This window comes from Chelatococcus daeguensis, assembly GCF_001887265.1.
Taxonomy (GTDB): Bacteria; Pseudomonadota; Alphaproteobacteria; order Rhizobiales; family Beijerinckiaceae; genus Chelatococcus_A; species Chelatococcus_A sambhunathii.
This window is the reverse complement of record NZ_CP018095.1, coordinates 2066728-2079580: the sequence shown is the minus strand read 5'-3', so window position 1 is coordinate 2079580 and position 12853 is coordinate 2066728. Positions and strand designations below refer to the sequence as shown.

Here is a 12853-nt window from a genome sequence, read left to right as displayed (position 1 = left end):
GTTCGAACCTCCAGCAGCCCCAGCGATGCGCCCCTCGCTCCTCGATCCACTCTTCGCCGAAGTGACCTCGCTGCCCGGCGTCGGCCCGCGCATGCGGCTGCTGTTCGACAGGCTCGTGGGCGAGCCGGGCAAGCCCGCCCGCGTGCTCGACCTGCTCTTCCACCTGCCCCATGGCGCCGTCGATCGGCGCGCCCGACCGACCGTGGCGGAGGCGGTGCCCGGCGAGATCGTGACGCTCACCGTCCGCGTCGCCTCGCATCATCCCTCGCCGCCCGGCCGCTCGCGCGCGCCCTATCGCGTCGTCGTGGAGGACGAGACGGGCGACGTCACCCTCGTCTTCTTCAACGCCGACCGGCGGCGCCTCGACAAGCTGCTGCCCGTCGGCGAGGAGCGCTTCGTCTCCGGCAAGATCGAGCTGTGGGACGGGCGGCGCCAGATGGTCCACCCGGACCGCATCGTCGATGCCGCCGGCCTTGCCGACATGCCGGTGGTGGAGCCGACCTACGGCCTCACCGAAGGCCTGACGGCGCGGTATGTGAACCGCGTCGCCCGCGCCGCTCTCGCCCGCGTGCCGGAACTGCCCGAGTGGCAGGATGAGAACTGGCTGGCGCGCAACGATTTTCCCGATTTCCGCACCGCGCTCGAGCGCTTGCACGCCCCGCAGGACATGGCCGCCTTCGCGCCGGACAGTGCCGCCCGCCGCCGCCTCGCCTATGACGAACTGCTCGCGACCCAGCTCGCCCTCGCGCTCCTGCGCAAGAGCCTGCGCCGTGCACCGGGGCGAGAGAACGTCGGCGATGGCCGCCTCGTCGCCCGCCTGCGCGAGGCTCTGCCCTTCGCCCTCACCGGCTCGCAGGAACAGGCGATCGCCGACATCCGCCGCGATCTCGCCGCGCCGCAGCGCATGCTGCGCCTCTTGCAGGGCGACGTCGGCTCCGGCAAGACGGCCGTTGCCCTGATGGCCATGGCGAGCGCCGTCGAGGCCGGCCGGCAGGCGGCGATGATGGCGCCGACGGAGATCCTCGCCCGCCAGCATTTCGAGCGCCTTGCGCCGCTCGCCGAAGCCGCCGGTTTGCGGCTCGGCCTCTTCACGGGCCGGGACAAAGGCGCCGAAAGGCGGCGCACGCTCGCGGCGCTTGCCGAGGGCGGGCTCGACATCGTGGTCGGCACCCATGCGCTGTTCCAGGAAGACGTTGCCTTCCAGGACCTCGGCCTGGCCGTGGTCGACGAGCAGCACCGCTTCGGTGTGCACCAGCGCTTTGCCCTCGGCGCCAAGGGCGTGGCCGTCGACGTGCTTGTCATGACGGCGACCCCCATCCCGCGCACCCTGGTGCTCACCTATTTCGGCGACATGGACGTGTCGGTCCTCAAGGAGAAGCCGGTCGGCCGCAAGCCGATCGACACCCGTACCGTACCGCTCGAACGGCTCGACGAGGTGGTGGCCGCGACCGGCCGGGCGATCCGCGGCGGCGCGCGCGTCTATTGGGTCTGCCCGCTCGTCGCCGAATCGGAAACGCTCGACGTCGCGGCGGCGGAGGAGCGCTACGCGAGCCTCGTCTCCGTCTTCGGGAGCGAGGCCGTCGGCCTCCTGCACGGCAGGATGCCGGGGCGGGAGAAGGACGCCGTCATGGCGCGCTTCGCGGCGGGAGACATCAAGATCCTCGTCGCCACCACGGTCATCGAGGTCGGCGTCGACGTGCCCGAGGCCACCGTCATGGTCATCGAGCACGCGGAGCGATTCGGCCTCGCCCAGCTGCACCAGCTGCGCGGGCGCATCGGCCGCGGGGCGGCCGCCTCCACCTGCCTTCTCCTCTACAAGGCGCCGCCCGGGCCGGTGGCCGAGGCGCGCCTCCGGATCATGCGCGAGACGGAAGACGGCTTCCGCATCGCCGAGGAGGACCTGAAGCTGCGCGGCGAGGGCGAGATCCTCGGCACGCGCCAGTCCGGCGCTCCCGACTTCCGCCTGGTGCGCACCGAGACCGATGCGGACCTCATCGCCGCCGCCCGCGAGGATGCCCGGCTCGTCATCGAGTGCGATCCCAGGCTCGGGAGCCCGCGCGGTGAGGCTTTGCGGCTGCTGCTCTATCTCTTCGAGCGCGACGAGGCCATCCGCCTGCTGCGCGCCGGCTGAGACTAAGGCTGAACCGGCTCCAGCCCCTTGCGCTTGCGCGCCGGCAGCGCCTTCGCCGGCGCCGGCTTGGCACTATCGGGCTGGATGACGCCGCCGGACATGATGAGCTTGGCTGCCTCCTCCACCGTCAGGGAAACCTCGATGACGTCCTTGCGCGGCAGGTAGAAGAAGAACCCCGTCGTCGGATTGGGCGTGCATGGCATGAAGACGCCGACATAGTCGCCGGCATCCGGCAGGCGCTCGGCGATGGCTTTGGCCGGCGGCGCCGAGAGGAAGGCGATCGACCACACCTCGCGCGAGGGATAGGGGATGAGCACGACCGAGCGGAAGGAGGTGCCCTGCTCCGAGAACACCGTCTCGAAGACCTGCTTCACGCCCTTGTAGAGGCTGCGCACCACGGGCATGCGCGCCAGGATGCGCTCGCCGAAATTGAGCAGCGAGCGCCCCACGAGATTGGCCGTCAGGAAACCGAGCAGGGTCAGGCCGATGAAGGCCACGACGAGACCGAAGCCCGGGATGGCGAAGGGCAGATAGGTGTCCGGCAGATAGGCCGCGGGGATGAGCGGCTTCACCCAGCCGTCGATGAGGCCGATGATCCAGGTGACGATATAGGCCGTGATGGCGAGCGGACCGGCGACGACGACGCCCGTCAGGAAATAGTTGCGCAACCGGGAACCGGCCGTGTGCGGCCGGACGGCCGAGGCTGCGGCCACCTCCTGGGCGATCTGATGCGCCGTCGGAACGGTTTCGGCATCCTCCGGCTGCTTGTGCCTGTCATCCATGCGATACAACCTGTCCCCTGAGGCTTGCCGGGGCGTGTCATGCGGCCGCATCCCCACCCCGAAGCCCTTTCACAATTGATGGGGCTTTGCCATTTTCCTTGCAAGCAGGCCAATCACCGCAGGCGTTTCAGACAAATCGAATCGGAACGACACGTGGAAGGCAGGAGGATCGAGCAGGATCGCCGCAGCAGGGCGACCGACGCGGGGCAGCGGATTGCGGCCCGCTCACCGGCTGCGCGCTTCATCTATCTCGGGCTCGGCTGCCTCTTGGTCCCCATCGGAGCCATCGGCCTCGTCATCCCGCTCCTGCCGGGCACGGTCTTCCTCATTCTTGCGGCGGCATGCTTTGCCCGGTCCTCACCGCGTTTCGAGCAATGGCTGCTCGAGCACCGATACCTTGGCCCCTCCGTCCGCGCCTGGCGCGCGAACGGCTCCATCCCCCGCCGGGTGAAGTGGATCGCCTGTATCAGCCTCGTCGTCAGCTACGGCATCGTGCTGGCTTCGGCCGCGCCGATGGTGGGCCGCATCGCGGCCGCCGCCTGCTTCATTGCCGTGGCGGCCTATATCATCACGCGGCCCGAGCCTGTCGCGGAGGTATGAGCGGCTGGCAACAGCCCGCGGCGCTCATTCGACGGTCACGGACTTGGCGAGATTGCGTGGCTGGTCCACGTCCTTCCCCATGAAGAGCGCTGTGTGATAGGCGATCAGCTGGGCCGGTATGGCGTAGACCAGCGGCGCGATGATGGGGTTCATGGCCGGCATGGCGACGGTCGCCATCGTCTCCACGGCCGCCTCGCGTGCCGCATGCGCCTCGCCGACGAGGACGATGCGCCCGCCGCGCGCTGCCACCTCCTGCATGTTCGACACGGTCTTCTCGAAGACGGCATCGCTGGGGGCCAACACAATGACCGGCACCGTCTCGTCGATGAGGGCGATGGGGCCGTGCTTCAATTCGCCGGCGGCATAGCCCTCCGCATGGATGTAGGAGATTTCCTTGAGCTTCAGTGCGCCCTCGAGGGCGAGCGGATAGGCCATGCCGCGCCCCAGATAGAGCACGTCGCGCGCCTTGGACAATTCGCGCGCCAGGCCCTCGATATCCGCCTCGCTCTTCAACGCCTCGGCCATGAGGCCAGGCACCGAGATGAGGGCGGAGACGAGCCCCTCCTCGTCCCGCTCGCTCAGGGTGCCGCGCGCCCGCCCGGCGGCGATCGCCAGCGCCAGCAGCACCGCGAGCTGGCAGGTGAAGGCCTTGGTCGAGGCCACTCCGATCTCGGGGCCGGCGAGCGTCGGCAGCACGGCCGTGCTTTCGCGGGCGATCGTCGAGGTTGGCACGTTGACGACGGACAGGATCGAGGCACCACCCGCCTTGGCATAGCGCAGCGAGGCGAGCGTGTCGGCGGTCTCGCCCGACTGGGAGATGAACAGCGCCACGTCCGTCGCGAACAGCGGCATCTCGCGGTAGCGGAACTCGGAGGCGACGTCGATCTCCACCGGCAGGCGCGCCAGCCGCTCGAACCAGTAGCGCGCGACGAGCCCCGCGTAATAGGCCGTGCCGCAGGCCGAGATGACGATGCGGTTCACCTTGCGGAAATCGACGGCGAGTTCAGCCGGCATCTTCACCCGACCTGCCGCGAGGTCGACGTAATGGGCGACCGTGCGGCCGACCACCTCCGGCTGCTCGTGGATCTCCTTCGCCATGAAATGGCGGTGGTTGCCCTTGTCAGCGATGAAGGCGCCTGGCGAGAACCGCTGGCGCTCGCGCTGAACCACCTTGCCGGAAGCGTCGCGGATGATGGCGCCGTCGTGCGACAGCACCGCCCAGTCGCCATCGTCGAGATAGGAGATCTCGTCCGTCAGCGGCGCCAGTGCCAGCGCATCGGAGCCCAGATACATCTCGCCTTCGCCATAGCCGATGGCGAGCGGCGCCCCGTGGCGCGCACCGATGAGAAGGTCGTCCTCGCCGGCGAAGACGAAGGCGAGCGCGAAGGCGCCGCGCAGCTGCGGCAGGACGGCGGCGACAGCATCGGCCGGCGCCTTGCCCGCCCGCATCTCGCGCGTCACCAGCTGGGCGACGACCTCGGTGTCCGTCTCGGTCTCGAAGACCACGCCCCCGGCCTGCAGCTCCTCCTTGAGCGCGCGGAAATTCTCGATGATGCCGTTGTGGACCACGGCGAGACGATCCGTCGCATGCGGATGCGCGTTGGTTTCGTTGGGGCGGCCATGTGTCGCCCAGCGGGTGTGGCCGATGCCGACGGGACCGGACAGCGGCGAGCGCGCCAGCTTGTCCTCGAGGTTGCGCAACTTGCCCTCGGCCCGGCGGCGCTCCAGCCGCCCGTTCTCAAGTGTGGCGACGCCGGCAGAGTCGTAGCCGCGGTATTCGAGGCGCTTCAGCGCATCCACCACGAGCGGGGCGGCCGGCTGCCGCCCGAGTATTCCCACGATGCCGCACATGGATGGTCTACTCCCCGAAAGGCCAGCACAGTCGTATCGCCGATCACGGCGGATCGACGTGGTATCCGATCGCGACGCGCAGGTTCAAATCACGTTCGATATCCGTTTGTGACGTAAGGGCGCAGATGAGCATGCGCCTCATTCGGTCTTTTTGGTAGAAGCGCCACTAAACGTTTCGCGGAATTTCTGTGCCCAGCCGTCCTTGGTGACCTGCCGCGCGCGGCCGACAGCGAGCGCATCGGCCGGCACGTCCATGGTCACCACCGAGCCGGAGCCGACAAAGGCGCCATCTCCGATGGTGACCGGCGCGACGAGGGAGGAATTGGAGCCGACGAAGGCGCCGGCGCCGACCTCCGTGCGGTGCTTGCGGAAGCCGTCGTAGTTGCAGGTGATGGTGCCGGCGCCGATGTTCGCCCTGGCGCCGATCGTCGCATCGCCGAGATAGCTCAGATGATTGGCCTTGGCGCCGGCCCCGAGCGTCGCGTTCTTGACCTCGACGAAATTGCCGACCCGCGCGCCCTCGCCGATATCGGTGCCCGGACGCAGGCGGGCATAGGGACCGACGGATGCGCCGGCGCGGACCCGCGCCCCTTCGAGATGCGAGAAGGCGTGGATGACGGCCCCGTCCTCCACCATCGCGCCGGGCCCGAAGACGACATGCGGCTCCACCACCACGTCCCGGCCGAGGCGTGTGTCGGCGCTGAGGAAGACCGTCTCCGGCGCCTGCAGCGTCGCCCCCTCGCGCATCGCCGCAAGCCGCAGCCTCACCTGCAGCGTCGCCTCTGCCTGCGCAAGCTGGGTGCGGTCGTTGATGCCCTGGACTTCCGCTTCATCGGCAACGACGACATGGGCCTTGAGGCCACGCGCCCGCGCCACCGCCACCGCGTCGGTCAGGTAGAACTCCCGCTGGGCATTGTCCTGGCCGATCGCGTCGAGCAGCGCGAGCGCCTCGCCGCCGTCAAGGGCCATCAGGCCCGCGTTGCACAGGCCGACGCGCCGCTCCTCGTCGTTCGCGTCCTTGTGTTCGCGGATGGCGAGGAGGTCTTCGCCTTCGATGATAAGACGCCCGTAGCCGTTGGGATCGGCGGCCTCGAAGCCGAGCACGGCGACGGCGGCGCCGCGGGCAAGCTCCGCCCGCAGGCGGCCGAAGGTCTCTGCGGTCACGAGGGGCGTGTCGGCGAAGGCCACGAGGACGTCGTCATAGCCCTGCGCGATCTCGTCGCGCGCTGCGAGCACGGCATGGGCCGTGCCCAGGCGCTGTGCCTGGACATGGATCGTCGCATCGGCCCGCACGCGGCGCGCCTCGGCGGCGACGTCGTCGCGGTCCGGGCCAACGACCACGGACACCGCGTCCGCCCCGGCCGCCGAGACGGCGTGGAGCACGTGGGCAAGGAGGCTGCGCCCGGCGAGCGCATGGAGAACCTTGGGCGTGCGCGATTTCATGCGCGTACCCTCTCCTGCGGCCAGTACGATGACGAGGCAGCGACGTGCCGCCGCCGGATCCGATGCCTTCACCATGCCATCTCCCGGATCTCATCCGCTGCGTGGAAGCGGACAGCTTCCCAATTTCGGCCTCTTTACGACCGCAAATCGTTGCCAGTGTCAAAGGTGTCTGCGCTCGGCGTGGAAGCTGTTCGCGATTCAACGAAATTTCGCCGCTGCCGTCGAAAGCATGATAGAAGCCGCCGGTGCTCACACCAGTATCCCGAACGCACCAATAGGTCGAGTTGTCTGCCAAAGTGCCGAACGAATCGTCTATGTCCTCCGGCTCCATCGCGTCCTCCCGCCATCCTGATCGCCGGGAGGCATTGCGCCTCGGCCTTGGTCTCGCCGGCGGGGCCGCGCTCGGCCTGCCGGCGAAGCCTGTTCTCGCGCAGGAAAAGCCCTTTCCGCAGGTGGCCATAGAGGCGGTCCTGGCGGAGGGGCAGCCGTTCAATCCCGCCCGCGTGGCGGAGGTGGCAAGCGCCATTGCGCGCAAGGCCTACGTCGCCCCACCGACGACCCTTCCTGACACCCTGGCCAACCTGTCCTTCGAGGACTATTCGGCCATCCGCCTGCGGGAGACGGCGCGCGTGTGGGCCGGCGAAGGGCGCAGCTTCTCGATCGAGCCGCTGCATCGCGGCTTCATCTACACGAATGCGGTGACCATCTATGTCGTCGAGGACGGCACCATCCGCCGCGTGGCCTATGATCCGAGCCGCTTCGTGTTCGGCGCCGCCCAGCAGCTGCCGGCCGATGTCGGCAGTCTCGATTTTTCTGGCTTCAAGGTGTTCTTCGGCTCCGGGCGCGAGCCCAAGCGCGAGGTCGCCGTCTTCCAGGGCGCGACCTTCTTCCGCGCCATCGCCTCCGGCCAGAACTACGGCATTACCGCGCGCACACTCGCATTGCAGCCGGCGGACTCGCGCGGCGAGGAATTTCCGCTGTTTCGCGCCTTCTGGATCGAGCGACCCGCGCCCGGGTCCGACAGCCTCGCGGTGCATGCGCTCCTCGATGCGCCGAGTGCGGCCGGCGCAGTGCGCTTCACGCTGCGCCCCGGCGACATGACGATCACCGACGTCGAAGTGGCGCTCTTCCCCCGCACGAACCTCGACCACGTCGGCATCGGCGCCATGAACGCGACCTATGTCTTCGGGCCGAACGACGGCGCGGCTGACGACGTGCGCGTGGCCGCCTACGAGGTCAAGGGCCTGCAGATCCTGAACGGCCAAGGCGAATGGATATGGCGCCCGCTGTCCAACCCCGAGACGCTGCAGATCTCCGCCTTCATTGACGAGAACCCGCGCGGCTTCGGCCTGTTGCAGCGCGATCGCGACTTCTCGGCCTTCCAGGACGACCTGCGTCGCTTCGAGCTGAGGCCGAGCCTGTGGCTCGAACCCTTCGGGGAATGGGGCAAGGGGAGCGTGCAGCTCATCGAGGTGCCGACGGATTCGGACCGCAACGACAACGTCATCGCCTACTGGCGCCCGGCCGAGCCCTACAAGGCCGGCGAGGAAGCGAGCATCTCCTATCGGCTCTTCTGGTGCTGGACGCCGCCGGAGCGCCCGCCGCTCGCCACCGTCGCCAATACCCGCGCAGGCCGTGGCGGTTCCGGCAACAGGCGGCGCTTCGCCATCGACTTCGTCGGCGAGCGCCTCGCCGACCCTGCCGCCATTGTCGAGATCAAGCCGTCTCTTTCGGCTACGCCCGGCCAGATTCTCGATCTCAGATTGTGGTCTTATCCGGAAAGGCGCACACTGCGCGTGACTTTCGAGCTTGATCCAGGAAACGAGACGGCTTCCGAGCTGCGCCTGCTGCTGGAAGCGGCTGGCAAAGCCGCGAGCGAGACGTGGCTATATCGTTGGACGCCATGACGGACCACGCTGATCCGCGCCCGATGACGACGATCCTTCCCGATGCGATGCCGCCCGAGGCGCCGCTCGCCATGCCGACCCAATCGCTGCGGCGCTTCGAGCCGAGCAAGGAGCGGCGCCGGCCAATCCGGCGCTTTGCCGTTCCCTGGCTCGCCCGGCTCGCCGTCTTCGGCGGCGGTGCCGCCCTCACCGCCTATGGCGTGTGGGAGATGGTTCAGGTCGTGTCTGTCAGCCGCACCACTGTGCTGCAGTGGGTGCTGGTCGCACTCTTCTCCGTCAATTTCTCGTGGATCGCGCTGGCCTTCAGTTCCGCCGTCGTCGGTTTCATCGCCCTGCTGTGGAGCCGGCGTCCCTCGCAGGCACCGACGACGCTCACGCGGCGCACCGCCGTCGTGATGCCGATCTACAACGAATCGACCGCTCGGGTCTTCGCCGCTGTCGCGGCCATCCGCGAGTCGATCGAGGAAACCGGGCTTGGTTCCCATTTCGACTATTTTCTGCTCTCCGACACCACCGATCCCGATGTCTGGATCGCGGAGGAACGGGCCTTCCTCGCCCTGCGCCAGCGTCTCGGGCCCGATGCACGCCTCTATTATCGCCACCGGCCGAAGAATACGCACCGCAAGGCGGGCAATATCGCCGATTTCGTGACGCGCTGGGGTGGCAGCTACGATCACATGCTGGTGCTCGACGCCGACAGCCTGATGACCGGCGACTGCATCGTGCGCCTTGCCGCGGCGATGGAAGCCGATCCGGATGCCGGCATCATCCAGAGCCTGCCACTTGTCATCAACCGCAATACGCTGTTTGCGCGCCTGCAGCAGTTCGCGGCGCGCATCTACGGTCCGGTCATCGCCAAGGGCCTCGCGGTCTGGATGGGGCGCGACGGCAACTACTGGGGCCACAACGCAATCATCCGCACCGCCGCCTTCGCGGCCCATTGCGGCTTGCCGGACCTGCCGGGCAAGCCGCCGTTCGGTGGCCACATTCTCAGCCATGACTTCGTCGAAGCGGCGCTCATCCGCCGCGCCGGCTGGTCCGTCTACATGCTGCCGGAGCTGGAGGGCAGCTACGAGGAGAGCCCACCCTCGCTCATCGATGTGGCCGCGCGCGACCGCCGCTGGTGCCAGGGCAATCTTCAGCACATGCGCGTCATCGGCGCGCGGGGACTGAAGCTCGCCAGCCGGCAGCATTTCGCGACCGGCATCATGTCCTATCTCGCCTCGCCCTTCTGGCTCATGCAACTCGTGGTCGGCCTCGTCCTCGTGCTGCAGACCCGCTACGTGAAGCCCGAATATTTCACCAGCGAGTTTGCCCTGTCGCCGATCTGGCCACGTTTCGACGCGGAGCGGGCGCTCGCGCTCTTCGCGCTGACCATGGGCGTGCTGCTGGCACCGAAGGTTTTCGGCCTCACCCTCGCCCTGCTCAGGGGCTCCATCCGGCGCCCGAGTGGTGGTGGCCTGCGGCTCGTTCTTTCCGCCCTGATCGAGATCTTGCTGTCGGCCATGCTGGCGCCGATGATGATGCTTATCCAGTCCGGGGCGGTGTTCCAGATCCTCGCGGGGCGCGACACCGGCTGGCAGCCGCAGCGGCGGGACGACGGGTCGGTCCCCTTCCGCGACATCGTGCGCCGCCATCGCATGCATGTGCTCCTCGGCATCGTCACGGGCGTCTCGGCCTTCCTCATCTCGACCTCGCTGTTCGCCTGGATGTCGCCGACCATCCTCGGTCTCGTGCTCGCCATCCTTCTTTCCTGGCTCAGCGGCACGCTGGCGGCGGGGCTCGCCCTCAAACGCTGGGGCCTCCTGCTGACACCGGAGGAAGCGGTGCCGCCGCCGATCGCGCTGCGCGCCGCCGAAGTCACCAGGGAACTCGCCGCGAACGGTTTCGACGAGGCCGATGGTCTGCGCGCCATTCATGCCGACCCGGCCTTGCGGGCGGCGCACGAGGCGATGCTGCCGCCCGCGGAACCACGCCGGCGCGGTGCGATCGATGCGGAGCGCGCTCTGGCACAGGCCAAGCTTGTCGACGCCCGGTCCATCGACGATGCTGTAGCCTGGCTGCGGCCGAAGGAACGTATGGTGCTGTTGCACGACCGCGCGTTGGTGGCTCTGCTCGCCGGATTGCCGGGCGAGGCGCCGGCCGATCGTCAGGCCTACGACGAGGCGGCGGAATAACGGACACCCAACCGATGAGCGAAGGTGGGCGCAGTGGCGAGATCACGGCGGGGCTTCTGCTCAAGGCCTACGCCTGCGGCCTATTCCCGATGGCCGAGAGCGCCGACGAGCCGGGCCTGTTCTGGGTCGAGCCGCGCGAGCGCGGCATCCTGCCGCTCGACGATTTCCATCTGCCGCGCCGCCTTGCCCGAAGCGTCGCTGCGGACCGGTACGAGATCCGCATCGACGGAGATTTCGAAGCCGTCATCGCGGGCTGCGCCTCGGCGGCGCCGGGCCGCGAGCGCACCTGGATCAACCGCCGCATCAGGTCGCTCTACGGCGAGCTCTTCGATCTCGGCCATTGTCACACCGTGGAGGTGTGGGACGACGGGAATCTGGTTGGCGGACTCTACGGCGTGGCGCTTGGCGGCGCGTTCTTCGGCGAGAGCATGTTCCACCGCACGCGCGACGCCTCGAAGATCGCCCTCGTCCATCTGGTCGCGCGCCTGCGCAGCGGCGGCTTCACGCTGCTCGACACACAATTCGTCACCGAACATCTGCGCCAGTTCGGCGCGACCGAGGTGCCGAAGAAGAAGTACTTGCAGATGTTGCAGAAGAGCATAACCACGGCAGCCGACTGGGACAGGCTTCCGCTCAACGCCCATCAGTTCGGCCGCTGCATCGTCTCAGCAATCCGATAGCCGCTTTTCAGCGGCGGCCGCGTCCACGGGGGGCGGCAGTCGCAGCCCCGGTATGGGGTCGAGCGGCAGGACCACATGCGCGGTTCAGCCGCCGCGCGCCGGCGCCGGGGCATCGGCCGCGGGCTGGGCGGGCGGATCGGGAATGATCTCGGTGCCGCCGGTGCAGCCCGTCAGCCAGACATCGTAGACCGGATGCTCGATGCCGTGCAGGCCGGGCGAGGCCGCGAACACCCAGCCGGTGAAAATGCGACGGTATTCGTTGTTTACCGTCACCTCGTCCACCTCAATGAAAGCGGTCGTGTTGGGTGTCTCGGTGTCGGGGCGCGTGTAGCAGACGCGCGGTGTCAGCTGCAGGGCGCCGAACTGCACCGTTTCCTCGACGGCGACCTCGAACGAGACGATGCGCCCCGTGATCTTGTCGAGGCCGGAGAAGACAGCCGTCGGGTTGCTGATCTTGTCTGCGCTGGCGTGCGGGACGGCCAGCGTACTCAGCACCAGGGCGGACAGGAGGGGCACAGCCAAGCGCATCAACCAAGCCTCGTTCGCGGAAGACCGGCGTGCCCGCCGGCGCCACTGCCTCTCGGCACCGTGTCCCGGTTAACATGGCGGAGATGGTGGAAAAAGGGCGTGCGCACAGAAAATGACGGCAGCCGCGATGTTTGGTCCGAAGCATGGCCGCGACCTGGCAGACGGTTTCGCGCTCCTGATCGCTGACGGCGCCCCGCTGCGCCGCCCCGTGCTCTGGCGTCGCCAGAAAAGCTTCCGGAAAAACGAAACAGGGCCGCGATGGCGGCCCTGGATGAGAGAATCGAGCTTGTGGATGCGCCGCCGCTTCAGCTGCCCGGCGACCACGCCTGATAGTCGCCCGTGGCCGGCGGCCGGCGGCCGCTCGCGAGTGTCGAGCCGGCGGGACGGTAAGCCTTCGGGGTGCCGGTGAAGTTCGGCTTGTGCGGTTTCTGCCAGTCGCGCGGCTTGTAGTCTTCCTGCGTCGGCGGCACGTCCACCGTATGGTGCAACCACCCATTCCAGCCGGGCGGGGTCATTGAGGCTTCTGCTTCGCCGTTGTAGATGACCCAGCGCCGCTCGATGCCGAGCGCCGGATCCTTCCTGCCGCCGCGGGTCCGGTAATACTTGTTCCCGAACTCGTCCTCGCCGACGAATTCGCCATTGCGCCAGGTATGGAACCGCGTGCCAAGCGTCTGGCCGCTCCACCAGGTGAAGAACTGAAGCAGGAAGGTCTTCAAGGCTGACCCCGGTCTCGTTGCATGGGCTGCGATCGCGG

9 protein-coding genes and 1 pseudogene are annotated in these 12853 nt (G+C 68.3%); 5 read left to right on the top strand and 5 right to left on the bottom strand.

Translation table 11 applies throughout. The features are described 5' to 3' along the window. The first annotated feature begins 25 nt into the window (after window positions 1-25). Window positions 26-2131: an ATP-dependent DNA helicase RecG gene (recG, locus tag BOQ54_RS09875; protein WP_071923808.1), complete on the top strand. Its 2106-nt coding sequence runs from the start codon at window positions 26-28 to the stop codon at window positions 2129-2131. A gap of 2 nt (window positions 2132-2133) precedes the next feature. Here recG and BOQ54_RS09870 read toward each other — a convergent pair whose 3' ends face one another. After that, entirely contained in the window at window positions 2134-2913 is a 780-nt protein-coding gene (locus tag BOQ54_RS09870) for a DUF502 domain-containing protein (protein WP_063186436.1), read from the bottom strand. A 153-nt stretch (window positions 2914-3066) separates the two neighbouring features. Here BOQ54_RS09870 and BOQ54_RS09865 point away from each other — a divergent pair, with 153 nt between their 5' ends. Further along, window positions 3067-3513, top strand: a complete 447-nt coding sequence (locus BOQ54_RS09865) for a YbaN family protein (RefSeq protein ID WP_245316186.1) — start codon at window positions 3067-3069, stop codon at window positions 3511-3513. A 24-nt stretch (window positions 3514-3537) separates the two neighbouring features. Here BOQ54_RS09865 and glmS read toward each other — a convergent pair whose 3' ends face one another. Beyond that, window positions 3538-5364, bottom strand: a complete 1827-nt coding sequence (gene glmS / locus BOQ54_RS09860) for a glutamine--fructose-6-phosphate transaminase (isomerizing) (RefSeq protein ID WP_055458229.1) — start codon at window positions 5362-5364, stop codon at window positions 3538-3540. A 138-nt stretch (window positions 5365-5502) separates the two neighbouring features. Then, window positions 5503-6882 carry a bifunctional UDP-N-acetylglucosamine diphosphorylase/glucosamine-1-phosphate N-acetyltransferase GlmU gene (gene glmU, locus BOQ54_RS09855; protein ID WP_055458230.1) on the bottom strand — a complete coding sequence of 460 codons (1380 nt, stop codon included), beginning with the start codon at window positions 6880-6882 and terminating at the stop codon, window positions 5503-5505. Window positions 6883-7121: 239 nt separating this feature from the next. Between glmU and BOQ54_RS09850 the strand changes: the two genes are divergently transcribed. Genes BOQ54_RS09850 through aat form a run of 3 tightly spaced genes read left to right on the top strand, consistent with a single transcriptional unit; the run spans window position 7122 to window position 11571 of the window. Continuing rightward, a complete protein-coding gene (locus BOQ54_RS09850) occupies window positions 7122-8714 on the top strand; it encodes a glucan biosynthesis protein (protein WP_063186432.1) in 1593 nt (530 codons plus the stop codon). A 23-nt stretch (window positions 8715-8737) separates the two neighbouring features. Beyond that, a complete protein-coding gene (gene mdoH, locus BOQ54_RS09845; protein WP_145979753.1) occupies window positions 8738-10891 on the top strand; it encodes a glucans biosynthesis glucosyltransferase MdoH in 2154 nt (717 codons plus the stop codon). Window positions 10892-10905: 14 nt separating this feature from the next. Next, complete coding sequence (aat, locus tag BOQ54_RS09840) at window positions 10906-11571, top strand: leucyl/phenylalanyl-tRNA--protein transferase (RefSeq protein ID WP_071923807.1); 666 nt, start codon at window positions 10906-10908, stop codon at window positions 11569-11571. Window positions 11572-11667: 96 nt separating this feature from the next. On the opposite strand, the pseudogene BOQ54_RS09835 reads toward aat, so the two are convergent. After that, a pseudogene (locus tag BOQ54_RS09835) lies at window positions 11668-12099 on the bottom strand (DUF2155 domain-containing protein); the annotation flags it as partial. A gap of 305 nt (window positions 12100-12404) precedes the next feature. Then, a complete protein-coding gene (locus tag BOQ54_RS09830) occupies window positions 12405-12815 on the bottom strand; it encodes an NADH:ubiquinone oxidoreductase subunit NDUFA12 (protein WP_055458234.1) in 411 nt (136 codons plus the stop codon). Window positions 12816-12853: the final 38 nt, after the last annotated feature.